A 23,986-nucleotide genomic window follows, 5' to 3' on the forward strand; every position below is an offset into this window, starting at 1 on the left:
GCTCCTGGTGGTCGCCAGCGGCGCGCGCAGAATACAAACCCTCATCGTCGCGCTCCGCGGGAGCGCAGGAAGACTGATTCAATGGCCATGCGCTCCCACTATTGCGGTCTCGTGACCGAAGCCCTGATGGGCCAAACCGTGTCCCTGTGCGGCTGGGTGAACCGTCGCCGCGACCATGGCGGCGTGATCTTCATCGACCTGCGCGACCGCGAAGGCTACGTGCAGGTGGTGTGCGACCCCGACCGCCCCGAGATGTTCAAGGTGGCCGAGGACATCCGCAACGAGTTCTGCGTCCGCGTCCAGGGCGTGGTGCGCGCGCGTCCCGCGGGCACGACCAACGACAAACTCAAGAGCGGCCAGATCGAGGTGCTGTGCCATGAGCTCGACGTGCTCAACCCCTCAGTGACGCCGCCGTTCCAGATGGACGACGACAACCTGTCGGAGACCACGCGCCTCACGCACCGCGTGATGGACCTGCGCCGCCCCGCCATGCAGCGCAACCTGATGCTGCGCTACAAGACGGCGATCCAGGTGCGCAACTTCCTCGACAAGGAAGGCTTCGTCGACATCGAGACGCCCATGCTGGGCAAGAGCACGCCCGAGGGCGCGCGCGACTACCTCGTGCCCAGCCGCGTGCACGACGGCCAGTTCTTCGCGCTGCCGCAGTCGCCCCAGCTGTACAAGCAGATGCTCATGGTGGCCGGCTACGACCGCTACTACCAGATCACCAAGTGCTTCCGCGACGAGGACCTGCGCGCCGACCGCCAGCCCGAGTTCACGCAGATCGACTGCGAAACCTCGTTCCTGAACGAGGAAGAGATCCGCGCCATCTTCCAGCGCATGATCGTCGAGGTGTTCAAGCAGCAGCTGGACGTGGACCTGGGCGAATTCCCCACCATGGCCTACGCCGAGGCCATGCACCGCTTCGGCTCCGACAAGCCCGACCTGCGCGTCAAGCTCGAATTCACCGAGCTGACCGATGTGATGCGCGACGTGGACTTCAAGGTCTTCTCCACCCCCGCCACCACCAAGGGCGGCCGCGTGGTCGCGCTGCGCGTGCCCGGCGGCGCAGCCATCAGCCGCGGCGAGATCGACCAGTACACCGAGTTCGTGAAGATCTACGGCGCCAAGGGCCTGGCATGGATCAAGGTCAACGAGGCGGCCAAGGGCCGCGACGGCCTTCAGTCGCCCATCGTCAAGAACATCCACGACGCGGCGATCGCCGAGATCCTAAAGCGCACCGGCGCGCAGGACGGCGACCTCGTCTTCTTCGGCGCCGACAAGGAAAAGATCGTCAACGACAGCATCGGCGCGCTGCGCCTGAAGGTCGGCCACAGCGAGTTCGGCAGGCAGAACGGCCTGTTCGAGAACCGCTGGGCGCCGCTGTGGGTGGTGGACTTCCCCATGTTCGAGCACGACGAGGACGAAGACCGCTGGGTGGCCGTGCACCACCCCTTCACGTCCCCGAAGGACGGCCACGAGGACCTCATGGACACCGATCCTGGCAAGTGCATCGCCAAGGCCTACGACATGGTGCTCAACGGCTGGGAGCTGGGCGGCGGATCGGTGCGCATCCACCGCGCCGACGTGCAGAGCAAGGTGTTCAGCGCCCTCAAGATCGGCCCCGAGGACGCACGCGCCAAGTTCGGCTATCTGCTCGACGCGCTGCAGTACGGCGCGCCCCCGCACGGCGGCCTGGCCTTCGGCCTGGACCGCCTGATCACGCTGATGACCGGCGCCGAATCCATCCGCGACGTGATCGCCTTCCCCAAGACCCAGCGCGCGCAGGACCTGCTGACCCAGGCGCCGTCGCCGGTAGACGAGAAGCAGCTGCGCGAGCTGCATATCCGTCTGCGCAACCCGGTGCCTGCTGTGGGTTGAGCGGGCGCAGGCCCACGCGCCTGCCGTTTTCGTTTGCGGGGAGGCGGGCTACAGTTCCGGCATGTACAAGATCCCCGAGTCGGTGCTGGTGGTGATCCACACCCCGGACCTGCAGGTGCTGCTGATCCGCCGTGCCGACGCGGCCGAGGATTTCTGGCAGTCGGTGACCGGCAGCAAGGACAGCCTGGCGGAGGACTTCGCCGCCACCGCCGCGCGCGAGGTGCGAGAGGAGACGGGCATCGACGCCGCAGCCCCCGGCTGCGTGCTGCGCGACTGGGGGCTTGAAAATGTATACGCCATTTACCCCCAGTGGCGACACCGCTATGCGTCGGGTGTATATCTCAACACCGAGCGTGTGTTCGGCCTGTGCGTGCCGCCGGGAACGCCCGTGGCCTTGAATCCGCGCGAACATACGTCATATGCCTGGATGGGGTGGCGCGAAGCGGCCGACCGCTGTTTCTCGCCCTCCAATGCAGAGGCCATACTCTGGTTGCCACGATTCGTTTGACGATGTCACCGATAGAACTACCTGCCGAGCATTCGGGCATCCTGCGCGTTGCGACCTACAACATCCACAAGGGCGTGCAGGGGCTGGGGCCCGCGCGCCGGCTGGAGATCCACAACCTGGGCCTGGCCGTGGAGCAGCTCGATGCCGATATCGTGTGCCTGCAGGAAGTGCGCAAGATGAACCACAAGGAGGCCGCGTACTTCAAGCGCTGGCCGCGCGTGCCGCAGGCCGAGTACCTGGCGCCGGAGGGCTATGCCGCGGTGTACCGCACCAATGCCTACACGCGCCATGGCGAGCACGGCAACGCCCTGCTGACGCGCTGGCCGGTGGTGGGCCACCAGCACGAGGACATCTCCGACCACCGCTTCGAGCAGCGCGGCCTGCTGCACGTGGAGGTAGAGGTGCAGGGCCGGTGCGTGCACGCCATCGTCGTGCACCTGGGGCTGATTCCCGGCAGCCGCGTGCGCCAGGTGGAGCGGCTGCAGCGCTTCATCGCGCGCGAGGTCCCCGCGGGTGCGCCGCTGGTCGTGGCTGGCGACTTCAACGACTGGGGCCTGCAGATCAAGCACATGCTCGCCGGCTTCGGCCTGTACGAGTACGACGATGCGCCGCAGGCCTTCACCTATCCCGCGCGCCTGCCCCTGGTGCAGCTGGACCACGTGTACGTGCGCGGGCTCACGCCGCTGGGCCTGCAGGTGCCGCGCGGGCGCATCTGGTGGCGCATGTCGGACCATCTGCCGCTGATCGCGGAGTTCAGGCTCTGAACAGGTTCTTGAGAGGCTGGTAGTCTTCTGCCCATGCCCGACCATCACGCCAGAATTTTCCGCACGCCGCCGGCGCATGCCTTGCGCCTCGATCGGAGGGCTCTCCCCGGGCACGCCCGGCACACCCCCAGCCTCTGACGCCATGGCCACCCCGGCGCGCCAGACCAAGACAGCCACAGACCACCATATCCAGCTGCTCCAGGGCACGCAGGAGTTCTTTCCGGCCCTGATCGCCGACATGGACGCGGCGCTGTCCGACATCCAGTTCGAGACCTACATCTTCGACTGCACGGGCTCCGGCGGCCTGGTGGCCGAGGCGCTGATGCGCGCGGCCGGGCGCGGCGTACGCGTGCACCTGGTGGTCGATGGCCTGGGCACGGGCCGCCTGCCCGAGCCCTGGCGCTCTCGCATGATGGCTGCGGGCGTGCGCATCCAGGTGTATGCGCCGCTGGGGCCCCTGGGGCTGCTGCTGCCCACGCGCTGGCGGCGGCTGCACCGCAAGCTGTGCGTGATCGATGGCTGCGTGCTGTTCTGCGGCGGCATCAACGTGCTGGACGACTTCCATGATCCCAACCATGGCGAGCTGGCCGCGCCGCGCTTCGACTTCGCCGTGCGCGCCGTGGGCAGCCTGGTGCAGCAGGCCGGCGACACCATGGAGCAGCTGTGGTGGCGCATGCGGGCCGTGAGGGACGTGCGCCACCGCCGCCTGTCGCTGGCGCTTGCCGACCTGCGCGCCGCCAGCGCCGCGCGCGTGAGCGCGCGCTGGGCCGGCGCCGGCGGCCGCGGCATGCGCGCGGCACTGCTGCTGCGCGACAACCTGCGCCACCGCACCCGCATAGAGCGCGCCTACCTGCGCGCCATCGCCCAGGCGCGCCGCGAGATCATCATCGCCAACGCCTACTTCGTGCCCGGCGGCAAGCTGCGCCGGGCGCTGATGCTGGCGGCGCGCCGCGGGGTGCGGGTGCGTCTCTTGCTGCAGGGGCGCTACGAGTACTTCATGCAGTACCACGCCGCGCGGCCGGTGTACGGCGCGCTGCTGGCCGCGGGCGTGGAGATCTACGAGTACGAGCCGAGCTTCCTGCACGCCAAGGTGGCGGTGATAGACGCGCAGAGCCGGCGCGCCTGGGCCACGGTGGGGTCGAGCAACCTCGATCCGCTGTCGCTGCTGCTCGCGCGCGAGGCCAACGTGGTGGTGCGCGACGCCTCCTTCGCGCAGGAACTGCGCCAGCGCCTGGTGCGCGCCATGAAGAACGGCGGGCGGCCGCTCGATCCGCACGAATACGCGGCGCGCCCCTGGCGCGCGCGCGTGCTCGACCGCATCGCCTTCGCCACCATGCGCGCCGCGCTGTGGGTCACGGGCAACCGCTACTGAGCCGGCGGCTATTGTTTGTATAGCTGGCAGCGCTTGGTACATAAGGCCTGGGGGCATGAAACATGCATAAGACCCGGTGCGGTATTCGCTGGTACCATGCCGCCATGTCTTCAGAACCCGCAGCAGAACCGAACGCCCCGCCGTCCGACGAGGGCACGCCCGTTTCCGTCAAGATCCGCGAACGGCTGGCCGCGGCGCGCCGGCGCTTCCATGCCAACGACAACATCGCCGAGTTCATAGAGCCGGGCGAGCTGGAACTGCTGCTCGACGAGGTCGAGGCCAGGATGCAGGGCGTGCTCGACAGCATGGTCATCGACACGGCCGGCGACCACAACACGCAGAGCACTGCGCGCCGCGTGGCCAAGATGTACCTGAACGAGGTCTTCAAGGGCCGCTACGTGCACCCGCCCACGATCACCGAGTTTCCGAACGCCGAGCACCTGAACGAGCTCATGATCGTCGGCCCGATCACCGTGCGCAGCGCCTGCAGCCACCATTTCTGCCCCGTGATCGGCAAGATCTGGATCGGCGTGCTGCCCAACGAGCACACCAACGTCATCGGCCTGTCCAAGTACGCGCGCCTGGTGGACTGGGTCATGGGCCGGCCGCAGATCCAGGAGGAGGCCGTGGTGCAGCTCGCCGACCTGATCATGGAGAAGACCCAGCCCGACGGCCTGGCCATCGTCATGGAGGCCAGCCACTTCTGCATGTCCTGGCGCGGCGTGCGCGAGATGGACAGCAAGATGATCAACTCCGTGATGCGCGGCGTGTTCCTGACCAACTCCACGCTGCGCCGCGAATTCCTGGCACTCATCCCCGGAAGGAACTGACATGTTGGTTCGCCTGCTCTACGTCAGCCGCGCGGTGGACACATCGCCCGCGGCCATCGAGGCCATCCTCACGCAATCGCGCCTGCACAATCCGGCCAGCGGCATCACCGGCGTGCTGTGCTATGGCGGCGGCATCTTCCTGCAGGCCATAGAGGGCGGCCGCACGGCCGTGAGCGAGCTCTACGGCCACATCCAGCGCGACGAGCGCCACAAGGACGTGGAGCTGCTGGCCTTCGAGGAAATCTGCGAGCGCCGCTTCGGCGGCTGGACCATGGGGCACGTGAACCTGGCCAAGCTCAACCATTCCATCGTCCTCAAGTACTCCGAGAAGCCCGAGTTCGACCCCTACATGACCTCGGGCAAGGTGTCGTTCGCGCTGCTCGAAGAGCTCATGGCCACGGCCAGCATCATCGGCAGGGCCTGAGGGTGAACAACCCCCTGAGCGGCTTGCGCCGCTTCCCCCTTTTCTCGCGCGGCGCGCGGGAAGGGGGACTTTGCTCAGTGCGGCGGGGCGGCCCTTGCACGGCGGCTCCCGCCTGGCGCGTGCCAGTGCCATGGGTTGCGGGCTGTGGGTGGCGCCATGGGTAACTGATGCAGATCACATCCTGAACGTCGCAGCCGGGGCGCTGCGGCAGCGGGCCCTTCATGTCGCTCAACGCCTTCGCCCTGATCATCGTCGCGGGGCTCATCCACGCCATCTGGAACATCGCCGCCAAGAAGGCCGGCGGCGACGCGCGCTTCGCTTTCTTCACCGCCGTGCTGATGATGCTGGTGTGGGCGCCGCTGGGCTGGTGGCTGGGGCGCGACGCGGTGCCGCTGTGGGGCGCGCGCGAATGGGGCATCGTGGCGCTCAGCGGCGTGCTGCACGTGCTGTACTACGTGGTGCTGCTGCGCGGCTACCGCAAGGCCGACCTGACGGTGGTCTACCCGCTGGCGCGCGGCACGGGGCCGCTGCTCAGCGCGCTGGTGGCCGTTACGCTGCTGGGCGAGCGGCTGTCGGCCCTGGGCGCCTTCGGGATCGCGGGCGTGGTGGGCGGCGTGTTCCTGATCGCCGGGGGGCCGGGCCTGCTGCGCGCGGCGCACGACCCGCAGGCGCGCCGACGCGTGCGCAAAGGCATGTTGTACGGCGTGCTCACCGGCGTTTTCATCGCCGGCTACACGGTGGTGGACGGCTACGCGGTCAAGGCCATGCTGCTGTCGCCCATCCTGGTCGACTACATGGGCAACTTCGTGCGCGTTCTGGTGCTCGCGCCCGTGGCCCTGCGCGACCGCGCGGAACTTACGCGCCTGTGGGCTGCGCAGTGGCGCTTCGCGCTGCTGGTGGCGGCGGTGAGCCCCGTCGCCTACGTGCTGGTGCTGTTCGCCATGCAGACCGCGCCCCTGTCCCACGTGGCGCCGGCGCGCGAGGTCTCCATGCTGTTCGCCGCGCTCATCGGCGGGCACCTGCTGGGCGAAGGCGACCGCGCGGCGCGCCTGGCCGGCGCGCTGCTGATCGCGGCCGGAGTGGCGGCGCTGGGGCTGGGCTAGAGGCCTCTTTTTGCGTCGATAATTTCCACATGAAAAGAGGGGTTTTTGCATCCCGGCGGGTGCTGGGCGTGCTGCTGCTGTGCGCCGCCGCGGCCCGGGCCGAGGTGCGACTGGGCGCGCTGGCGGTGCTGGAGGGCGAGGACACGCGCCGCCAGTGGCAGCCCCTGGCCGACGGCCTGCAGCGCGCGCTGGGCGTGCCGGTGCGCCTGCAGGCGCTGGCCCCCGCGGCGCTGGAGCAGGCCGTGGCCCGGGGCGCGCTCGATTTCGTGGTGACCAATCCTGGCCATTACGTTGCACTGGAGGCGCGCCACGGCGCCACGCGCATCGCCACGCGGTCGGCGGGGGCGCAGGGCGACCCGGCGCACGCCGTGGGCTCGGCCGTTGTGGTGCGCGCCGACGCGCCCGGGCCGCCCGCCACGCTGGCGGCGCTGCGCGGCTGGCGCGTGGCGGCCGTGGCCGAGGAGGCGTTCGGCGGCTACCAGCTCGCCGCCGTGGAGTGGCTGCGCCAGGGCGTCGATGCCGAGGCCGGCGGGCTGCGGCGCGTGTTCACCGGCTACCCCATGCAGCGCGTAGCGCAGGCCGTGCTCTCGGGCGAGGCCGATGCGGGCGTCCTGCGCACCTGCCTGCTGGAGCTGTGGGAGCGCGATGGCGTGGTGCCCGCGGGCGCGCTGCGCGTTGTGCCCGCCGACGACGACGGCGGGACGGGCGCGCCGCCGGGCTGCCGCGCGTCCACGCCGCTGTACCCGGGCTGGGCCTTCGCGGCGCTGGCGGGCACGCCGCCCGAGCTCTCGCGCCAGGTGCTGCTGGCCCTGCTGGCGCAGCCGGGCGAGAGCGGCGCGCTGGACGGCGTGTGGACGGTGCCCGCCGACTACCAGCGCGTGCACGACGCGCTGCGGCTGCTGCAGGTCGAGCCCTACGCTTTCCTGCGCGAGACGCGCCTGCAGGCCCTGCTGCACCGCTACTGGGGCGTGGCCGCGGCGCTGCTGGCGCTGGCGCTGGTGGGCGTGGCCTACCTGCTGCGCGTGGAGGTGCTGGTCAAGCGCCGCACGGCCGAGCTCACGCACAGCCTGCACGAGCGCGAGCGGCTGGCGCGCCAGAACGCGCAGCACCAGGAGGCGCTGGGGCACCTGTCGCGCCTGTCCATATTGGGCGAGCTGTCGGCCATGCTGGCGCACGAGCTGAACCACCCGCTGGCCACCATCGCCAACTACGCGGCCGGCCTGCGCCGGCGCGCCGCGCGCGGCGACCTGGCGCCGCAGGACCTGGAGCGCGCGCTGCGCGACATCGCGCACGAGAGCGAGCGCGCCGCGCGCGTGATCGGCGGCGTGCGCGCGCTGGCGCGCAAGCGCGTGCCGGATCGCGTGGCCATCGACCCGCGCGCGCTCGTGGGCGAGGCGCTGACCCTGCTCGGCGGCTGGCAGCCCCAGGCCGTACGCGTGGCCTGCGCGCCCGGTGCCGAGGCGCTGCGCGTGCGCGGCGACGCCCCGCAGCTGCTGCAGGTGCTGCTGAACCTGCTGCAGAACGCGCGCGACGTGCACCGCGCCGCCGGCTGCGAGGGCGAGCCCATCGGCGTGGAGATCGCGCCCGAGGACGGCTGCCTGGCCCTGGCCGTGCGCGACCACGGCCCGCCGCTCTCGCCCGAGGCGCTGGCGCTGCTGTTCACGCCCTTTCACACCACCAAGCCGGACGGGCTGGGCCTGGGCCTGTCCATCAGCCGCGGCATCGCCGAGGCGCACGGCGGCGCGCTGCACGCGCGGCCCGTGCCGCCGCACGAGGGCGGCGGCATGCGCATGGTGCTGCTGCTGCCCCTGGCGCAACCCGAAGCCGCAGACGGAGATACCCCCGCATGACCGCCCTGCCACCGCCCTGCATCCACGTGGTCGACGACGACGAGAACTTCCTGCGCTCGCTGCTGTTCATGATCGAGGGGCTGGGCTTCGACGCCGTGGGCTACCCCTCGGCCGAGGCTTTCGCGCAGGCCGACCCCGCGCCCGCGCCGCAGGGCGGCTGCCTGCTGCTGGACATCCGCATGCCGCGCATGAGCGGGCTGGAGCTGCAGCGGCGCCTGCAGCGGCCGGACCTGCCCATCGTCTTCATGACCGGCCACGGCGACGTGGACCAGGCCGTGCAGGCGCTGCGCGGCGGCGCGCTGGACTTTTTGCAGAAGCCCTTCCGCGAGCAGGCGCTGCTGGACGCGCTCAACCGCGCCGTGGCCGCCAGCGCGCAGGCCCAGCGCCGGCAGGCGCGCCAGGCCCAGGCCCTGCAGGTGCTGCAGCGCCTGTCGCCGCGCGAGCGCGACGTGGCGCGCCTGCTGGCGCTGGGCCGCAGCAACAAGGAGGTGGCGCGGGAGCTGGACATCAGCGACCACACGGTGCACGTGCACCGCCAGAGCATCACGCGCAAGACCGGCTCGGGCCACGCGGCCGACCTGGCGCGGCTTATCCTGCGCGCGGCACCGCAGGAGCTGGAGGAGTGAAGTTCAAAAAGGAGAGCGGAAGGCGCTCGTCACTGCTTGGTTTGATGCACGAAATGATCTGAAAACCAGCAATGGCAAACGCTGGCAGCTCCTGTTTTTGTGTGCAGCCTAGCGCGCGGCGCCCTGGGCCTTGGCGCGCTCGGCGGCGGCCTGGGCCTTGATCTGTTCGGCCATCTGGCGCTGCTTCTCGGCCAGCGGCGGGAGCGGGCCGTAGCGGTGCTGGTCCGCTGGCGCGCCCAGCATGTAGGGCGGGAAGGCCGAGTCCACGGGCTTGTTCCAGCGCGCGGGGAAGTCGGCCTCCAGGTTCGCCTTCTCGGGCCGGGGCTTGGAGAGCATGAAGGCGGACACGTCGTAGGCCTCGTCGTCGGTGAGCTGGGGCGCGTCGAAGCTCGCACCCTGCGGCATGTTGTGCTTGACGAAGCGCGTGGCCATGGCCAGGCGGTTCATGCCCGCGCCGTTGTTGAAAGTGTCCTTGCCCCACAGCGGCGGGAACACGTAGCCCTGCGCGTCGCCCGGCTGGCCCGCGCGCACGCCCTGGCCGTCGGAGCCGTGGCAGACGGCGCACTTGGCCTCGTAGACCTTGGCGCCCGCCTCCAGGTTGGCGCGGCGGTTGGGCATCTTGCTCTGCACCATGCCCGCGCCCTCGACGTTCGCACCCACCGGGATGCCCTTGGACAGGAAGGCGATGTAGGTCACGAAGGCCTTCATCTCGCGCGAGTCCAGCGGCAGCGGCTTGCCGTTCATGCTGCGCTCCATGCAGCCGTTGACGCGCTCCTCGACGGTGCTCACCTCGTCCTCGCGCCCGCGGTACTGCGGGAAGGTGGCGGCGACGCCCGTCCAGGGCATGGCGAACGGCTTGGTGGCTGCCTGCTGGTGGCACGAGGCGCAGGCCAGGTTGTTGCCGGCCAGGCGCCGGCGCACGTCGCCGACCTCGGGGCCGATGTGGGCGAAGGTGCGCGTGGTCAGCTCGTGGCCGTACTGCACCAGTTCCTTGTAGTGGCCGGGGGGCAGCTTGTCGATCTCGGGCACGGCGCGGCCGGCGAGCTGGACGGTGGCGGGCGCGTCGGCCGCCAGGGTAGCGCCTGCGGCCAGCGCGGCGGCGGCGGCGAGCCAGCGGAGGGAGGTGGTCATCGTGGAATGTGTCATGGCCCCATCGTATGAAGGGTTTTCCCGGGGGGATATTCCCCGTTTCGGTGAGGCCGGTAGCCCATGCAGGCTATTGCGCCCAGGGGGGTGGCGGGGTAGGCAGAATGCGTCCCATCGTGTGTCCGCAGGAGCCCCATGGCCAGTCATTCCCCCGCCGACCCCCGCGCCGGGGCGGCGATCATCGTGGGCTGCGACTTCTCCAGCAGCCCCACGCCCCGCAAGCCCATCGTGCTGGCGCTCGGCGCCCTGGAGGGCCCGCGGGTGGCTCTGCACGGCCTGCGGCGCTTCGACACGCTTGCCGCGTTCGGCCAGTGGCTCGCGCTGCCGGGCGATTGGGTGGGCGGCTTCGACCTGCCGTTCGGCCTGCCGCGCGCGCTGGTGGCGGAGCTGGGCTGGCCTCTCGCGTGGCCGGAATGCATGCGGCACTACCGCAGCCTTGCGCGCGCGCAGATCCGCGAGGCGTTCGCCGCCTTCTGCGCCGCGCGCCCCGCGGGCGCCAAGTTCGCGCACCGCGCCACGGACGGCCCCGCAGGCTCCAGCCCGTCGATGAAATGGGTGAACCCGCCCGTGGCCTACATGCTGCACGCGGGCGTGCCGCTGCTGCTGGATGCGGGCGTGCACCTGCCGGGCCTGCACGATGGCGATGCGCGCCGCGTGGCGCTGGAGGCCTACCCCGGCCTGCTGGCGCGCGAGCTCATCGGCCGGCGCAGCTACAAGAGCGACGACCCGCGCCGGCGCACGCCCGAGCGCCTGGCGGCACGCGCCGACCTGCTGGCGGGGCTGGAGCGGGGCGCCACGCGCCTGGGCCTGCGCCTGGCGGCCGCGCCGCCGCTGCGCGATGCCCTGCTGCAGGATGCCAGCGGCGATGGCCTGGACGCGGCGCTGTGCCTCGTGCAGGCCGGCTGGGCGCTGCGCCGGCGGCGGCTGGGCGATGCGCGCTACGGCCTGCCCGCGGACATGGATCCGCTCGAAGGCTGGATCGTCACCGCGTAGGGCTGAGAAGGTGTGAACGAATCCGCCATGCCCGCTCGCACCGCAAAAACGCACCCCATCCGCGTTGCAAATGCTCGCCATAGCCTGAGCTATGGCTGCGCTTTGCGCCTTGATGGGGCACGTTTGTGCGGCCCGCTCGGACACGCCGGATTCATTCACACCTTCTGAGCAGTTTCTCGTACTCCGCGCGCGTCTCGGGCGAGACCGAGGCCAGGATCTGCGCGTAGGGCGTCTGGTGGCGCTCCAGCACGCGCGCCGAGGCCACGGCCCTGGACTTGCAGAACCAGTGGCAGCTGTGCTGCATCAGCAGCAGCTCGGCCGTCATCGTGAAAGCCTTGTCGCGCGGCGCCAGCGCCGCATCGTTGCGCGCCGAGCGGGCGATGCCGCGCGCGTGGATGGCCAGGGCCTCGCGCATGTCGAACGACGCGCCGGGAAAGAGCTGCAGCGCGAACGGCAGCCCCACCGGCAGCAGGCTCACGCGCGCCTGCTGCGCGGGCACGTGGCGGAAGTCGGCGGCCAGGCGCTCGAACTGCTCGCACAGCTGCGCCTCGTTGCCCTCCAGCATGCGCAGCACCTGGGTGCGGCGCTCAGCGTCGGTCTCGCCCATGGCGCGCAGGTAGCCCTGGATGAGCGTCTCCATCAGCCGCTCGATCTGGTAGGGCCGCAGGCGCTGGCCCAGCAGCGCGATGCGCCGGCGCTGCTGCCGGGCGTTGAGCAGGAAGACCCCGATGGCGGCCAGGGCCAGGACGAGAAGGAGATCCATGAGACCGAACGAATTGAAGGCAGGTGAAGGCCCCGATTGTGGGGTCTGAGAAGGTGTGAACGAATCCGCCATGCGCGCGCGGGGGGCACAATTGCCGCCATGCCTTCGATCGAAACCCTCGTCGCCTTCTTCGGCGTTTCCGCGCTGCTGGCGCTCACGCCCGGGCCTGACAACATCTTCGTGCTGCTGCAGTCTGCGCAGCGCGGCTGGCGCGCCGGCATGTGCGTGGTGCTGGGCCTGTGCCTGGGGCTGGTGGGGCACACGGCGGCCGTGGCCCTGGGGCTGGCGGCGGTGTTCGCGGCCTCCAGCCTGGCGTTCACGGTCCTGAAGTTCTGCGGCGCGGCCTATCTGGCCTGGCTGGCCTGGGGCGCCCTGCGCGCACCCGCGGGCGCCGGCGATGCGCCGGCCCAGGGGGCTGCGGCGCCGGGCGACGGCCCTGCGGCCCGCGGCGGCGCGCTGCGCATGGTGGGGCGCGGCGTGGTGATGAACCTCACCAACCCCAAGGTGCTGGTGTTCTTCCTGGCCTTCCTGCCGCAGTTCGCCGACCCGGCGCGCGGCGCCATGGCGCGGCAGGTCATGGTGCTGGGCCTGGTGTTCATGCTGGCCACGCTGCTGGTGTTCGGCGCGGTCGCCTGCTTCTCGGGGGCGTTCGGCGCGCTGCTGCTGCGCTCGGCGCGCGCGCGGCTGCTGCTCAACCGCGTGGCCGGCCTGGTGTTCCTGGGCCTGGCACTGCGGCTGGCGACGGCGCAGCGCTGATGCTCCTGGTTCGATAGCTGCCAGCACTTGTTGGAGAAGTGCTGGAGGCCGGTTTTACTATCAATGGCGATCGGGCGGCTCGGGCCAGGGCCGCTGCGGGCCGCGCAGCTGCTCGAACGCATGGGCCATCTGCAGCACGCCCAGGTCGTCGAAGCGCCGGCCCGCGATCTGCAGGCCGATGGGCAGGCCGCCGCCGGTGTAGCCGCAGTTGACCGAGGCGGCGGGCTGCTCCGACATGTTGAACGGCACGGTGAAGGCGATGTGTTCCAGCGGGCGCAGCGGATCGTCGGTGGGCGCGGGCAGCTCGGCCGCGAACGCAGGCATGGGCGCCACGGGCGAGAGCACGTAGTCGAACGGCGCGCAGGCGTGCACCGTGGCCACGCGTGTTGCGTGGAACTGCTGGCTGGCCTCGAACACCTGCGGGCCGTCCAGGCCCGCGGCGCTCATGGCCCAGTCGCGGATGAAGGGCAGCACCTTGCCTTGCTGGCCGGGCGTGAGCGTGCGCAGGTCCATGAACGAGCGCATGCGCCAGAAGTGGTCCATGCCGTCGAGCATGTGGCGCGTGAGGAAGGGGGGCATGGGCTCGATGGCGGCGCCCGCCTGCTCGAACAGGCGCGCGGCGGCCTCGACGGCGGCGCGCACCTGCGGGTCCACGGGCAGGCCGCAGCCGGCGTCCAGCAGCAGGCCGATGCGCAGGCCGCGCAGGCGTCCCGGGCCCTGGCCGAAATCGTCCCACGCGATGGGCTGGGCCGGCAGGCTCATGCTGTCGCGCGCGTCGGGTGCGCTCAGCACCTGCATCATCAGGGCCGCGTCCTGCACGGTGCGCGTCATGGGGCCGGCGGCGCGGCCGGTGTAGGGCGGGTCGATGGGAATGCGCCCCAGGCTGGGCTTGAGGCCGAAGACGCCGCACCAGCCGGCGGGCAGGCGGATGGAGCCGCCGATGTCGGTGCCCACGTGCAGCGGGCCGTAGCCGGCCGCCGCCGCGGCGCCCGCGCCGGCGCTCGACCCGCCGGGGCCCCTGGAGAGGTCCCACGGGTTGCGCGCGAGCGCGTGGAACGACGACAGGCCCGAGGACAGCATGCCGTAGTCGGGCATGGTGGTCTTGCAGACGATGACGGCGCCGGCCTCGCGTAGCCGCGCGGCGGGCGGCGCGTCGGCCGGGGCGGGCATCAGGGGCGTGGCGGCCGTGCCCAGCGGCGTGGGGTCGCCCCGGGTGGCGATGTTGTCCTTGACGGTGGCGGGCACGCCGTCCAGCGGGCCGCAGGGCGCGCCGCGCAGCCACCGCGCCTCGCTGGCGCGGGCCTGGGCCAGGGCTTCTTCGGGGCGCAGCAGGTACGTGGCGTGCAGGTGCGGCTCCCAGCGCGCGATATGGTCCAGCACCGACTGCGTGGCTTCCACGGGCGAGAGGCTGCGCGCGCGGTAGGCGGCCAGCAGTTCGCTGGCGGACAGGTCGTGCGGCGCGCTCATGACCAGGAGAGGACGGAGAGGTCGTTGACGAAGACCGGCATGTCCTTCCACAGCCCGCGCAGGTTCTTGTTCGCTACCGTGACCCACTGCGGCTGGTACAGGAAGGCGTGCACCGCGTCCTCGGCCAGCAGGCGCTGGGCGTCGCCCAGCAGGCGCGCGCGGTCGGCGGGGCGGGCGGCGTTCTTGATCTTGTCGTAGAGCTGGTCGAACTGCGCGGAGTGGTAGCCCCAGTAGTAGTCGGGCTTGGCGAAGTTGCTCAGGTCGAAGGGCTCCACGTGCGAGATCAGCGTCAGGTCGTAGTTCTTGGCGCCGTAGGTGCCCGAGAGCCACTGCGCCCATTCCACGTTCTGCAGCTTGGCCGTGATGCCGATCTTGGCCAGCTGGGCCGCGATGACCTCGCCGCCCTGGCGCGCGTAGGGCGCGGGCGGCAGCGTCATGGTGAGCGTGAGCGGGGTCTTCACGCCGGCCTCGGCCAGCAGTTTCCTGGCCTTCTCGGGGTCGTAGGGGTTGATGCCCGTGGTGTCCACGTAGCCGAAGGCGCCGGGCACGTAGTGGCTGCCGATGGGCACGCCCAGCCCGTCGGCCGCGCCCTGGATGACGGCCTTGCGGTCGATGGCCGCGGCGATGGCGCGGCGCACGCGCACGTCGTCCAGGGGCTTCTTCGCGTTGTTGATGGCCAGGATGGTCTTGGCGCGCGAGCCGCTCACGATGACCTGGAAGCGCGGGTCGCCCTTGAACTGCGCCATGCTGCGCGGCGTGACGCGCGCGAAGGCGTCCACGTCGCCCGCGAGCAGCGCGGCCACCTGCGCGGCCGGGTCGGGGATGAAGCGGAACGTGGCGCGGCGGACCTTGAGCTGCGCCGCCTGGCGCCAGCCGGGCCAGGCCGTGAGCGCGATGGAGGCGCCGCGGCTCCAGGCCGCGAGCTGGTAGGGGCCCGTGCCCACGGGCTTGGAGGCGTTGGTGGCGGCGCTCTTGGGCTCGACGATGATGGCCGTGGCCTGGCCGAGCAGGAACAGCAGGTCGGGGTCTATGTCCTTGTTGATGAGCACCACCGTGTGCGCGTCAACCACCTGGGTGGAGAGGTTGGCGAAGGTGCGCTTGTCCTTGTTGGTGCTCTTGTCGCCGCCCGCGCGGTCGAACGAGAACTTGACGGCCGCGGCGTCGAAGGGCTCGCCGTTCTGGAACGTGACGCCCTTGCGCAGCCGGAAGGTGTAGGTCCTGAGGTCGGGCGAGACCTCCCAGCTCTCGGCCAGCAGGGGCGAGACGCTGCCGTCGGGGTTGATCTTGGTGAGCGTCTCGTAGATGTTGTAGAGCGTGACCTCGGCGATCGAGGAGGCCGCGCCGGCCGTCGGGTCCAGCCCCGGCGGCTCCAGCACCAGCGCCAGCGTGACGGAGTCCTTCTTGCCCTGCGCAAGCGCGTGCAGCGGCGTGGCCAGCGCTGCGGTGGCCAGGGCGCCGGAGGCGAGGGCGGTGCGGCGGGTGAGCATGGGCGGTGTCTCCTCAGTTGAATGGAATGTTGGAAGAATGGGGAACGCCTGCCGTTGTACTACAGCGGGCGCACTCGCGCGGCTGGTCAGATCGTGAACACGTTCTCAGGTCATGAGCGCGTCGAGCCGCGGCACGGCCGCCACCAGCGCCTGGGTGTAGGGGTGGCGGGGCGCGCCGAACAGCGCCTGCGGCGCGCCGCGCTCCACCACGATGCCCTGGTGCAGCACCAGCACCTCGTCGCACAGGTGCTGGACCACGGCCAGGTCGTGGCTGATGAGCAGGAAGGTGACGCCCAGGCGCTCCTGCAGGTCCTGCAGCAGGTTGAGCACCTGGGCCTGCACCGACACGTCCAGCGCGCTCACGGGCTCGTCGGCCACGATCAGGCGCGGGTGCGTGATGAGCGCGCGCGCGATGGCGATGCGCTGGCGCTGGCCGCCCGAGAACTCGTGCGGGTACTTGTGCGCGTCGCCCGCGCGCAGGCCCACCTGGGCCAGCACCTCGGCGGCGCGCTCGCGCAGCTCGGCCCGCGTGGCGCGGGCCAGCGCCTGCAGCGGCTCGGCCACGATGCGCTCGACCGTCTGGCGCGGGTCCAGCGAGCCGTAGGGGTCCTGGAACACCATCTGGAAGTCGCGCCGCGCGGCGCGCAGCTCGGGCGCGGACAGGCGGTGCAGGTCGCGCCCCAGCAGTTCCACGGTGCCGGCGCTGGGTGTGTCCAGCGCCATCACCAGCCGCGCCAGCGTGGACTTGCCCGAGCCCGATTCGCCCACCACGCCCAGGCTGCGGCCCGCGGCGACGTCGAAGCTCACGCCCTGCAGCGCGGCCAGCTGCGCGCGCGGCCCCATGAGCCGCGTGCGCGGCAGTGGGTAGTGGCGCCGCAGGTCGCGCACGCGCAGCAGCGGCGTTTCATCACCAAATCGGCCTGTAGCGCCCGTGGATGAAGTACTAGCAGCTATTTTTTCAATAGTATTCATGGCGCTTCTCCCAGGCGGATGCAGCGCGCCTCGTGGTCCGCGCCCAGCGCCACGGCCGGCGGCAGGGCGGCGTGGCAGGCGGCGATGGTGCGCGGGCAGCGCCCGGCAAACGGGCAGCCCGGGGGCAGGTCAGCCAGCTCGGGCACGGTGCCGGCGATGGTGGGCAGGCGCGCGCCGGGCACGCGCGCCGCGCCGAACTGCGGGCGCGCGGCGAACAGGCCCTGGGTGTAGGGATGGGCCTGCGCGCCGAACACGGCGCGCGTGGGGCCGCTCTCCACCACCGTGCCGCCGTACATCACCAGCGTGCGCCGCACGGTCTGCGCGATCACGCCCAGGTCGTGCGATATCAGGACCAGCGCCATGCCGCGCTCGGCCACCAGGCCGCGGATCAGCTCCAGGATCTGGCGCTGCAGCGTCACGTCCAGCGCCGTGGTCGGCTCGTCGGCGAGCAGCAGGTCGGGCCCGCAGGCCAGCGCCATGGCGATGGTGATGCGCTGGCGCTGCCCGCCCGAGAACTGGTGCGGGTAGGCATCGAGGCGCTGCGCCGCCTGGGCGATGCCCACGCGCTCAAGCAGCGCGACGGCCTCGGCGCGCGCCTGGCGCGCCGTCAGGCCCTGGTGCAGGCGCAGCGGCTCGGCCACCTGGCGGCCTATGGAGTGCACGGGGTTGAGCGCCGTCATGGGCTCCTGGAACACCATGGCCATGCGGTTGCCGCGCAGGCGGCACAGCGCCCTGTCGTCCAGGCCCAGCAGCTCCTGCCCGTCGAAGCGGATGCTGCCCGAAGCCTGCGCGCCCTCGGGCAGCAGGCCCATGAGCGCCAGCGCCGTGAGCGACTTGCCGCAGCCCGACTCGCCGATCAGCCCCAGCGTATCGCCGCGCGCGAGCGAGAAGTCCAGCCCGCGCACGGCCAGCGCCCTGCCGCGCCGCGTGGGCAAGCTGATGCGCAGGCCGGAGACTTCGAGCAGCGCCATCGGTCTAGGGCCTGTTAATGCTATGGAAGGGGATCGCGTTGCCTCGCAAAGGGGCTGGATGCAAGGCGGCCCGCGCGCTAGCCAAGGCTGATGCCTTGCAAGCGTGGGCAACGCCGCAGACGGCCCCTTTGCGAGGCAACCCGAAGGGCAGCTCATGACAGCCCGCCCCTCGGCGTTGCGCTCCTTGTGCGTGCGGACGCACGCACTGCGTCGCGCGCCTTGATGGACGGGCTGTCATGAGCTTCGCGACTCCTTCCATAGCATTAACAGGCCCTAGCGCCCCCGGGCTAGGCGCGGGTCCAGCAGGTCGCGCAGGCCGTCGCCCAGCAGGTTCAGGCCCAGCACCGCCAGCGCGATCGCCACGCCGGGCCACACGGCCAGCAGCGGGGCCTGGAACATCAGCGTCTGCGCCTCGGCCAGCATGCGCCCCCAGGAGGGCTGGGGCGGCTGCGTGCCCAGGCCCAGGTACGAGAGTGCCGCCTCGGCCAGTATCGCCAGCGCGAACTGGATCGTGGCCTGCACGATGAGCACCGAGGCGATGTTGGGCAGCACATGCTCGACGGTGATGCGCCACGGCCCCTTGCCGGAAGCGCGCGCGGCCAGGATGAACTCGCGCGCCCACACGGCCCGGGCCGATGCGCGCGTGACGCGCGCGAATGTCGGCACGTAGAAGATGCCTATGGCGATGATGGCGTTGACGATGCCCGGCCCGAACACGGCCGTGAGCATGATGGCCAGCAGCAGCGCCGGAAACGCGAACGTGAAGTCCGCCAGGCGCATCACGGCCTCCTCCACCCAGCCGCCGCGCGCCGCGGCCAGCAGGCCCAGCGCCGCACCCAGCGCCAGGCCTATGCCCACGGCGATCACGCCCACCAGGATGGAGCTGCGCGCGCCCACGAGCAGCAGCGAGGCCACGTCGCGCCCGTAGGCGTCGGTGCCCAGCCAGTGCTGCGCGCCCGGGGGCTGCAGCACGGCGTCCATGGCCATGTCGTACGGCGGCCAAGGCGTCCAGACCAGCGACAGGGCGGCCGCGGCCAGCAGCAGCGCCGTGAGCGCCGCGCCGATCATGAGGCTGCGGTGGCGCAGCGCGCGCCGCCAGAAGCCCGGCGCGGGGGCGGGGGCTGGCAGGGCGCTCATGGGCCGCGGGCCTTCACGCGCGGATCTATGGCCGCGTACAGCAGATCGACCACGAAGTTCACCAGCACCACCATGGCCGCCAGCAGCATCACGCAGTTGCGCACCACGACCAGGTCGCGGTTGGCGATGGACTGGAAGATGAGCCGCCCCAGGCCCGGCAGGTAGAACACGTTCTCCACCACGATGGTGCCGGCCAGCAGGTTGGCGAACTGCAGGCCCATCACCGTGATCACGGGGATCATGGCGTTGCGCAGCACGTGGCCCCAGAGCGCGCCGCGCCGCGTGAGGCCCTTGGCGCGCGCGGTGCGCACGAAGTCTTCGCGCAGCACGTCGAGCACGGCCGAGCGCGTGATGCGCGCCAGGATGGCCGCCTGCACCACGGCCAGCGCCAGGGCCGGCAGCAGCAGCGCCTTGAGTGCCGGCAGGATGCCGCCGCCGCCCTCGACGCTCCAGCCCGGGAAGCCGCCGGCCGAGAACCACTGCAGCTTCACCGAGAACAGCAGGATCAGCAGGATGGCGAACCAGAAGTTGGGAATCGCGATGCCGACCTGCGCCAGCCCCATCACGCCCCAGTCGCCCAGGCGGCCGTGGCGCGCGGCGGCGTACACGCCCGCGGCCAGGGCCAGCGCGCAGGTGAGCAGCATGGACAGCAGGGCCAGCGGAACGGTCAGGGCCAGGCGCTCGGCGATCAGGTCCAGCACCGGCGCGCTGTAGGCGTGGCTGTCGCCCAGCCGCCCCGTGAGCAGGCCGGCCATCCACTGACCGTAGCGCACCAGGGCCGGCTGGTCCAGCCCCAGCTGCGCGGCCAGCGCGGCCACGGCCTCGGGCGCGGCGTCGGGGCCCAGCAGCACCTGGGCCGCGTTGCCCGGCAGCACCTCCAGCACCACGAACACCACGGCCGAGGCGCCCAGCAGCGTCGCGATCAGCGTGACGAGGCGTTGGAGGATGAACGAGGCCATCGGCGGAGCGTGGAGTGGCTATGTATGTGGGGCCCCGCAGCATAGCGGCAAAAACCGCGGCCGCATGCCGGCCATGGAGGCTTGCCCGCGTGCGAGGGCGGATAATCCGGCCATGCCGTTCACCATCCCTAAGGACGCCGCGCCATGGCTCTGATGATCACGGACGAGTGCATCAACTGCGACGTCTGCGAGCCCGAATGCCCCAACCAGGCCATCTCGATGGGCGAGGAGCATTACGAGATCGAGCCGTCCAAATGCACCGAATGCGTGGGGCATTTCGACGAACCCCAGTGCGTGGCCATCTGTCCCGTGGCCTGCATTCCCGTGGATCCTGCCCACAAGGAAGACCGCGAGACGCTGTGGCAGAAGTTCGAGCGCCTGCGCGCGGCGCAGTCTGCCTGATTTTGGTATTTTTGGCCTCTAGGGCTCGTCCAGCAAGCGCTGGCAGCTATCAATAGAGTAGTTAGCCCACACCGCCCTGCGGCGCGGCCGTGGCGGGCCGGGGCGGCTTGGGGCGCGGCGGCTTGGTCGTGTGCACGAGCTGGGTGGCCTTGTCCATGTCGCCGGCCAGCATGGCGGGGTAGGCCTTGAGCGAATGGGCGATGCTGTCCTCGATCAGCGTGCGCTGGTCGGGCGCGGGCTTCTTGAGCACCCAGTTGATCACCTCGGCCCGTGCGCCCGGGTGGCCTATGCCGAGGCGCAGCCGCCAGTAGTCGCCGGTACCCAGCTGGGCGTGGATGTCGCGCAGTCCGTTGTGGCCCGCGTGGCTGCCGCCGCGCTTGAGCTTGGCCTGGCCGGGCGGCAGGTCCAGCTCGTCGTGCACCACGAGGATTTCCTCGGGCGCGATCTTGAAGAACCGCGCCAGGGCCGCCACCGACTTGCCCGACAGGTTCATGAAGGTCTGCGGCTGCAGCAGCCAGACGCCGTGGCCCGCGACGTTCGCGCGCGCCGCCAGGCCGTGGTAGCTGCGCTCGGGCGCCAGCACCACCTTGAGCTCGCGCGCCAGCGCGTCTATCCACCAGAAACCCGCGTTGTGGCGCGTGGCCTCGTACTCCGGGCCGGGATTGCCCAGGCCGACAAACAGTTTGATCATGGCTGCGATTATCCGGCGCCCTCGACACGTCCTGAAACGCCGACGGCCCACGCGAGGGTGGGCCGTCGGGGTGTGTCGCCCCCTGCGGGGCGGCGGGGCGAACCAGTGATTACTTCTTGCCCTTCTTGGCGGGGGCGGCTGCGGGAGCGGGGGCAGCGGAGGCGTCGGCAACCACCTCGGGCAGCTTGATCGACACCAGGGCGGGGTTCTTGTTGGAGCCACGCACCACGATCTTCACGCCGTTCGGGATCTTCAGCGACTGCACGCCCGGGGCCGACTTGGAGGTCAGGCCGCTCAGATCCACCGTGATGAACTCGGGCAGCTGCGAGGGCATGCACATCACGTCCACTTCGTGGATCAGGGGGGTGACGGTGCAGCCTTCTTCCTTCACGGCCGGCGAACCTTCCAGGCCTTCGTAGTGCAGCGGCACCTTCAGGTGCACGCGGGTCTTGTCGTCCACGCGCTGGAAGTCCACGTGCAGCACCTGCTGCTTGAAGGGGTGGTACTGCACGTCGCGCAGCAGTACCTTGGTGACCTGGCCATTGAGTTCCATGTCCAGGATGCTGGAGTGGAAGGCTTCCTTCTTCAGGGCGTGCCACAGGGCGTTGTGATCGACCTCGATCATCTGGGGTTCGGCGGAACCGCCGTAGACGATGCCGGGGGCCTTGCCCGAAATGCGCAGACGGCGGCTCGCACCCGTACCTTGCTTGGCGCGCTCATAAGCGACGAATTGCATGATGAAAACTCCTGATGGGACCGGCCGCGACCAGCCTGGCCCGCTGTTGAAAAAGACCCCATGCCCACCGGGCATGAGGCCTGCTTGGTGTCCCCGGACGGTCAGTCCGAGAACATGCTCGATACCGACTCTCCCTTGGAGATGCGCTGGATCGTCTCGGCGATCAGCGGCGCCACGGAGAGCTGGCGGATCTTTGCGCACCCCTTGGCGGCATCGCTCAAGGGGATGGTATTGGTCACCACGACCTCGTCGAGCGCCGTGCCGTTGGCGATGCGCTCGATGGCGGGGCCGGAAAAGATCGGGTGGGTGCAGTAGGCGTACACCTTCTTGGCGCCGCGCTCCTTGAGCACCTCGGCCGCCTTCACCAGCGTGCCGGCGGTGTCGATCATGTCGTCCATGATCACGCAGTTGCGGCCGTCGATGTCGCCGATGACGTGCATGACCTCGGACACGTTCGCCTTGGGGCGGCGCTTGTCGATGATGGCCAGGTCGGTGCCCAGCTGCTTGGCCAGCGCACGGGCGCGCACCACGCCGCCCACGTCGGGGGAAACGACGATCAGGTTCTCGTACTTCTTCTCGTTCAGGTCGCCCAGCAGCACGGGCGATGCATAGATGTTGTCCACCGGGATGTCGAAGAAGCCCTGGATCTGGTCGGCGTGCAGGTCCATGGTCAGCACGCGGGCCACGCCCACGGCCTGCAGCATGTTGGCCACCACCTTGGCCGAGATCGGCACGCGCGTCGAGCGCGGGCGGCGGTCCTGACGGGCATAGCCGAAGTAGGGGATCACGGCGCTGATGCGCTCCGCCGACGCGCGCTTGAGCGCATCGACCATGATCAGGAGCTCCATCAGGTTCTCGTTCGTCGGCGCGCAGGTGGACTGCACCACGAACACGTCGCGGGCGCGCACGTTCTGCTTGATCTCGACGGTGACCTCTCCGTCGGAGAAGCGGCCCGCATCGACGGCGCCGAGCGTGGTGCCCAGATTCCTGACGATTTCGGTGGCCAGGCCGGGGTTGGCATTGCCCGTGAAAACCAGGAAGTCGGGGGTATTGGTTTGCATGAGCGACTCGGCAGTCTGAATTGAAATCCCGTACGGGAAATGAATAAGGACTTACGCAAACGAGGCAGCGGGTTTGCCGGAATCCGATTTGCGCAAGTCGTATTCGTATGAATTTTGGCAGGGGAGGAAGGACTCGAACCCTCGCATGCCGGAATCAAAATCCGGTGCCTTAACCAACTTGGCGACTCCCCTACGCAGGTCCACCGCCCCTTGAGGCGATCAACCCTTGATCCTCTCATCCAAAGCCCAGTCCGACAGCGGATGAAGCCCTAGATTTTCACACATTTTGACTTGCCATGCAGCGGGTGCATCGTGCAGGTCAATTGCATGCGTTGCTTGCGCAAACACCGCGCTTCCAGAGCCCGTCATCCGACCCCGCAATCCCTTCGATGCCAGCCAGTCGATGGCTTGGTCTATCTCCGGGCACAGGGCCTGAGCAACCGGCTGCAGGTCGTTGCTACCGAACTGGTAGGGCATTGCAGCAAAGCCTTGGATTGTAGCACAGCTGGAATCGCGTTTGAGGGATGGATGCGAAAAAATGGCTTTCGTATCCAGCCCCGCCGCGGGCTTGACCACCGCGAAGCTCGCGTCTGGCAGCTGGTGCTCCAAATCAAGAGGGCGGATTATGTCACCGATTCCCTCGACCCAGGCGTTCCTGCCGCACAAAAAGAAGGGGACGTCGGCGCCCAGGCCGAGGCCGATGGCATGCAGGCGCGCGCGCGGCAGGCCCAGGCCCCACAGCCGGTTGAGCGCCAGCAGCGTGCTGGCCGCGTCGGACGAGCCGCCGCCCATGCCGGCCTGCGCGGGCACGCGCTTGTGCACCCCGATGTGCGCGCCCAGGCCGCACCCGGTGGCCGCTTGCAGCGCGCGGGCCGCGCGCACCACGAGGTCGTCTGCGGGCAGGGGCTGCGTGAGGTCCTCGCGGCTGATGGCGCCGTCGGCGCGCAGCTCGAAGTGCAGGGTGTCGCACCAGTCGATCAGCATGAAGACGGACTGCAGCAGGTGGTAGCCGTCGGGCCGGCGGCCCGTGACGTGCAGGAACAGGTTCAGCTTGGCCGGCGCCGGCACGTCGTACAGGGCTCGCATG

At 70.4% G+C, this 23,986-nt stretch carries 24 protein-coding genes and 1 tRNA gene; 12 read left to right on the top strand and 13 right to left on the bottom strand.

Annotation, left to right across the window (positions count from 1 at the left end; translation table 11 throughout):
* Positions 1–81: 81 nt before the first annotated feature.
* The 9 genes from aspS (at position 82) to ALIDE2_RS04645 (ending at position 9,358) form a co-directional block, all read left to right on the top strand.
* Positions 82–1,881 carry an aspartate--tRNA ligase gene (gene aspS, locus ALIDE2_RS04605; RefSeq protein WP_013721500.1) on the top strand — a complete coding sequence of 600 codons (1,800 nt, stop codon included), beginning with the start codon at positions 82–84 and terminating at the stop codon, positions 1,879–1,881.
* A gap of 61 nt (positions 1,882–1,942) precedes the next feature.
* The gene (gene nudB / locus ALIDE2_RS04610; protein WP_013517848.1) at positions 1,943–2,389 is read left to right on the top strand and encodes a dihydroneopterin triphosphate diphosphatase; all 447 of its coding nucleotides are present in this window, start codon (positions 1,943–1,945) and stop codon (positions 2,387–2,389) included.
* 2 nt (positions 2,390–2,391) lie between these two features.
* Positions 2,392–3,153 (top strand): endonuclease/exonuclease/phosphatase family protein, encoded by a 762-nt coding sequence (locus ALIDE2_RS04615; protein WP_013517849.1) that lies wholly within the window; start codon positions 2,392–2,394, stop codon positions 3,151–3,153.
* A 142-nt stretch (positions 3,154–3,295) separates the two neighbouring features.
* Complete coding sequence (clsB, locus tag ALIDE2_RS04620; RefSeq protein WP_013517850.1) at positions 3,296–4,525, top strand: cardiolipin synthase ClsB; 1,230 nt, start codon at positions 3,296–3,298, stop codon at positions 4,523–4,525.
* A gap of 104 nt (positions 4,526–4,629) precedes the next feature.
* Positions 4,630–5,355 carry a GTP cyclohydrolase I gene (gene folE / locus ALIDE2_RS04625; protein WP_013517851.1) on the top strand — a complete coding sequence of 242 codons (726 nt, stop codon included), beginning with the start codon at positions 4,630–4,632 and terminating at the stop codon, positions 5,353–5,355.
* Position 5,356: 1 nt separating this feature from the next.
* Positions 5,357–5,779 (top strand): BLUF domain-containing protein, encoded by a 423-nt coding sequence (locus ALIDE2_RS04630; protein WP_013517852.1) that lies wholly within the window; start codon positions 5,357–5,359, stop codon positions 5,777–5,779.
* Between the two features lie 221 nt (positions 5,780–6,000).
* Positions 6,001–6,882 (top strand): DMT family transporter, encoded by an 882-nt coding sequence (locus ALIDE2_RS04635; RefSeq protein ID WP_013517853.1) that lies wholly within the window; start codon positions 6,001–6,003, stop codon positions 6,880–6,882.
* Positions 6,883–6,911: 29 nt separating this feature from the next.
* Positions 6,912–8,732, top strand: a complete 1,821-nt coding sequence (locus ALIDE2_RS04640; protein ID WP_013721501.1) for a sensor histidine kinase — start codon at positions 6,912–6,914, stop codon at positions 8,730–8,732.
* The gene (locus ALIDE2_RS04645) at positions 8,729–9,358 is read left to right on the top strand and encodes a response regulator transcription factor (protein ID WP_013721502.1); all 630 of its coding nucleotides are present in this window, start codon (positions 8,729–8,731) and stop codon (positions 9,356–9,358) included. Before ALIDE2_RS04640 ends, ALIDE2_RS04645 begins: the two co-directional genes overlap by 4 nt.
* A 108-nt stretch (positions 9,359–9,466) precedes the next feature.
* Here the strand turns inward: ALIDE2_RS04645 and ALIDE2_RS04650 are convergent, their stop codons facing one another.
* Positions 9,467–10,489 carry a c-type cytochrome gene (locus tag ALIDE2_RS04650; protein WP_238530102.1) on the bottom strand — a complete coding sequence of 341 codons (1,023 nt, stop codon included), beginning with the start codon at positions 10,487–10,489 and terminating at the stop codon, positions 9,467–9,469.
* A gap of 150 nt (positions 10,490–10,639) precedes the next feature.
* Here ALIDE2_RS04650 and ALIDE2_RS04655 point away from each other — a divergent pair, with 150 nt between their 5' ends.
* Positions 10,640–11,497: a DUF429 domain-containing protein gene (locus ALIDE2_RS04655; RefSeq protein ID WP_013517857.1), complete on the top strand. Its 858-nt coding sequence runs from the start codon at positions 10,640–10,642 to the stop codon at positions 11,495–11,497.
* Between the two features lie 151 nt (positions 11,498–11,648).
* Here the strand turns inward: ALIDE2_RS04655 and ALIDE2_RS04660 are convergent, their stop codons facing one another.
* The gene (locus tag ALIDE2_RS04660; RefSeq protein ID WP_013721504.1) at positions 11,649–12,260 is read right to left on the bottom strand and encodes a hypothetical protein; all 612 of its coding nucleotides are present in this window, start codon (positions 12,258–12,260) and stop codon (positions 11,649–11,651) included.
* A 99-nt stretch (positions 12,261–12,359) separates the two neighbouring features.
* On the opposite strand from ALIDE2_RS04660, the gene ALIDE2_RS04665 reads away from it, so the two are divergent.
* Positions 12,360–13,016, top strand: coding sequence for a LysE family translocator (locus ALIDE2_RS04665; RefSeq protein ID WP_013721505.1), 657 nt, complete (start codon positions 12,360–12,362; stop codon positions 13,014–13,016).
* 60 nt (positions 13,017–13,076) lie between these two features.
* Here ALIDE2_RS04665 and ALIDE2_RS04670 read toward each other — a convergent pair whose 3' ends face one another.
* The 6 genes from ALIDE2_RS04670 to ALIDE2_RS04695 all read right to left on the bottom strand — a co-directional run bounded on the left by ALIDE2_RS04670 (position 13,077) and on the right by ALIDE2_RS04695 (position 20,009).
* Positions 13,077–14,483: an amidase gene (locus ALIDE2_RS04670; protein ID WP_013721506.1), complete on the bottom strand. Its 1,407-nt coding sequence runs from the start codon at positions 14,481–14,483 to the stop codon at positions 13,077–13,079.
* The gene (locus tag ALIDE2_RS04675; RefSeq protein WP_013517861.1) at positions 14,480–15,970 is read right to left on the bottom strand and encodes an ABC transporter substrate-binding protein; all 1,491 of its coding nucleotides are present in this window, start codon (positions 15,968–15,970) and stop codon (positions 14,480–14,482) included. Before ALIDE2_RS04675 ends, ALIDE2_RS04670 begins: the two co-directional genes overlap by 4 nt.
* Positions 15,971–16,075: 105 nt before the next feature.
* The gene (locus tag ALIDE2_RS04680) at positions 16,076–16,942 is read right to left on the bottom strand and encodes an ATP-binding cassette domain-containing protein (protein WP_013721507.1); all 867 of its coding nucleotides are present in this window, start codon (positions 16,940–16,942) and stop codon (positions 16,076–16,078) included.
* Entirely contained in the window at positions 16,939–17,913 is a 975-nt protein-coding gene (locus ALIDE2_RS04685; RefSeq protein ID WP_013721508.1) for an ABC transporter ATP-binding protein, read from the bottom strand. Before ALIDE2_RS04685 ends, ALIDE2_RS04680 begins: the two co-directional genes overlap by 4 nt.
* Before the next feature lie 273 nt (positions 17,914–18,186).
* Entirely contained in the window at positions 18,187–19,050 is an 864-nt protein-coding gene (locus tag ALIDE2_RS04690; protein ID WP_013721509.1) for an ABC transporter permease, read from the bottom strand.
* The gene (locus ALIDE2_RS04695; RefSeq protein ID WP_013721510.1) at positions 19,047–20,009 is read right to left on the bottom strand and encodes an ABC transporter permease; all 963 of its coding nucleotides are present in this window, start codon (positions 20,007–20,009) and stop codon (positions 19,047–19,049) included. Before ALIDE2_RS04695 ends, ALIDE2_RS04690 begins: the two co-directional genes overlap by 4 nt.
* A gap of 144 nt (positions 20,010–20,153) precedes the next feature.
* Between ALIDE2_RS04695 and ALIDE2_RS04700 the strand changes: the two genes are divergently transcribed.
* Positions 20,154–20,411: a YfhL family 4Fe-4S dicluster ferredoxin gene (locus ALIDE2_RS04700; RefSeq protein WP_013517866.1), complete on the top strand. Its 258-nt coding sequence runs from the start codon at positions 20,154–20,156 to the stop codon at positions 20,409–20,411.
* Positions 20,412–20,472: 61 nt separating this feature from the next.
* On the opposite strand, the gene pth is transcribed toward ALIDE2_RS04700, so the two are convergent.
* The 5 genes from pth to ispE all read right to left on the bottom strand — a co-directional run bounded on the left by pth (position 20,473) and on the right by ispE (position 23,985).
* On the bottom strand, positions 20,473–21,102 hold the full coding sequence (pth, locus tag ALIDE2_RS04705) for an aminoacyl-tRNA hydrolase (RefSeq protein ID WP_013721511.1): 630 nt from the start codon (positions 21,100–21,102) through the stop codon (positions 20,473–20,475).
* 109 nt (positions 21,103–21,211) lie between these two features.
* Positions 21,212–21,838: a 50S ribosomal protein L25/general stress protein Ctc gene (locus ALIDE2_RS04710; protein WP_013517868.1), complete on the bottom strand. Its 627-nt coding sequence runs from the start codon at positions 21,836–21,838 to the stop codon at positions 21,212–21,214.
* Positions 21,839–21,939: 101 nt separating this feature from the next.
* Positions 21,940–22,899, bottom strand: coding sequence for a ribose-phosphate pyrophosphokinase (locus ALIDE2_RS04715; RefSeq protein WP_013517869.1), 960 nt, complete (start codon positions 22,897–22,899; stop codon positions 21,940–21,942).
* Between the two features lie 115 nt (positions 22,900–23,014).
* Positions 23,015–23,091: transfer RNA gene (locus ALIDE2_RS04720), tRNA-Gln, on the bottom strand.
* Between the two features lie 27 nt (positions 23,092–23,118).
* Positions 23,119–23,985 carry a 4-(cytidine 5'-diphospho)-2-C-methyl-D-erythritol kinase gene (gene ispE / locus ALIDE2_RS04725; RefSeq protein ID WP_013721512.1) on the bottom strand — a complete coding sequence of 289 codons (867 nt, stop codon included), beginning with the start codon at positions 23,983–23,985 and terminating at the stop codon, positions 23,119–23,121.
* Position 23,986 lies beyond the last annotated feature (1 nt).

The sequence above is a fragment of the Alicycliphilus denitrificans K601 genome (assembly GCF_000204645.1).
Lineage (GTDB): Bacteria > Pseudomonadota > Gammaproteobacteria > Burkholderiales > Burkholderiaceae_C > Alicycliphilus > Alicycliphilus denitrificans.

Bases quoted from the DNA above. Each gene is read 5' to 3' on its own strand.
- aspS (WP_013721500.1), top strand. From the start codon at position 82: ATGGCCATGCGCTCCCACTATTGCGGTCTCGTGACCGAAGCCCTGATG.
- nudB (WP_013517848.1), top strand. From the start codon at position 1,943: ATGTACAAGATCCCCGAGTCGGTGCTGGTGGTGATCCACACCCCGGAC.
- ALIDE2_RS04615 (WP_013517849.1), top strand. From the start codon at position 2,392: ATGTCACCGATAGAACTACCTGCCGAGCATTCGGGCATCCTGCGCGTT.
- clsB (WP_013517850.1), top strand. From the start codon at position 3,296: ATGGCCACCCCGGCGCGCCAGACCAAGACAGCCACAGACCACCATATC.
- folE (WP_013517851.1), top strand. From the start codon at position 4,630: ATGTCTTCAGAACCCGCAGCAGAACCGAACGCCCCGCCGTCCGACGAG.
- ALIDE2_RS04630 (WP_013517852.1), top strand. From the start codon at position 5,357: ATGTTGGTTCGCCTGCTCTACGTCAGCCGCGCGGTGGACACATCGCCC.
- ALIDE2_RS04635 (WP_013517853.1), top strand. From the start codon at position 6,001: ATGTCGCTCAACGCCTTCGCCCTGATCATCGTCGCGGGGCTCATCCAC.
- ALIDE2_RS04640 (WP_013721501.1), top strand. From the start codon at position 6,912: ATGAAAAGAGGGGTTTTTGCATCCCGGCGGGTGCTGGGCGTGCTGCTG.
- ALIDE2_RS04645 (WP_013721502.1), top strand. From the start codon at position 8,729: ATGACCGCCCTGCCACCGCCCTGCATCCACGTGGTCGACGACGACGAG.
- ALIDE2_RS04650 (WP_238530102.1), bottom strand. From the start codon at position 10,489: ATGACCACCTCCCTCCGCTGGCTCGCCGCCGCCGCCGCGCTGGCCGCA.
- ALIDE2_RS04655 (WP_013517857.1), top strand. From the start codon at position 10,640: ATGGCCAGTCATTCCCCCGCCGACCCCCGCGCCGGGGCGGCGATCATC.
- ALIDE2_RS04660 (WP_013721504.1), bottom strand. From the start codon at position 12,260: ATGGATCTCCTTCTCGTCCTGGCCCTGGCCGCCATCGGGGTCTTCCTG.
- ALIDE2_RS04665 (WP_013721505.1), top strand. From the start codon at position 12,360: ATGCCTTCGATCGAAACCCTCGTCGCCTTCTTCGGCGTTTCCGCGCTG.
- ALIDE2_RS04670 (WP_013721506.1), bottom strand. From the start codon at position 14,483: ATGAGCGCGCCGCACGACCTGTCCGCCAGCGAACTGCTGGCCGCCTAC.
- ALIDE2_RS04675 (WP_013517861.1), bottom strand. From the start codon at position 15,970: ATGCTCACCCGCCGCACCGCCCTCGCCTCCGGCGCCCTGGCCACCGCA.
- ALIDE2_RS04680 (WP_013721507.1), bottom strand. From the start codon at position 16,942: ATGAATACTATTGAAAAAATAGCTGCTAGTACTTCATCCACGGGCGCT.
- ALIDE2_RS04685 (WP_013721508.1), bottom strand. From the start codon at position 17,913: ATGGCGCTGCTCGAAGTCTCCGGCCTGCGCATCAGCTTGCCCACGCGG.
- ALIDE2_RS04690 (WP_013721509.1), bottom strand. From the start codon at position 19,050: ATGAGCGCCCTGCCAGCCCCCGCCCCCGCGCCGGGCTTCTGGCGGCGC.
- ALIDE2_RS04695 (WP_013721510.1), bottom strand. From the start codon at position 20,009: ATGGCCTCGTTCATCCTCCAACGCCTCGTCACGCTGATCGCGACGCTG.
- ALIDE2_RS04700 (WP_013517866.1), top strand. From the start codon at position 20,154: ATGGCTCTGATGATCACGGACGAGTGCATCAACTGCGACGTCTGCGAG.
- pth (WP_013721511.1), bottom strand. From the start codon at position 21,102: ATGATCAAACTGTTTGTCGGCCTGGGCAATCCCGGCCCGGAGTACGAG.
- ALIDE2_RS04710 (WP_013517868.1), bottom strand. From the start codon at position 21,838: ATGCAATTCGTCGCTTATGAGCGCGCCAAGCAAGGTACGGGTGCGAGC.
- ALIDE2_RS04715 (WP_013517869.1), bottom strand. From the start codon at position 22,899: ATGCAAACCAATACCCCCGACTTCCTGGTTTTCACGGGCAATGCCAAC.
- ispE (WP_013721512.1), bottom strand. From the start codon at position 23,985: ATGCGAGCCCTGTACGACGTGCCGGCGCCGGCCAAGCTGAACCTGTTC.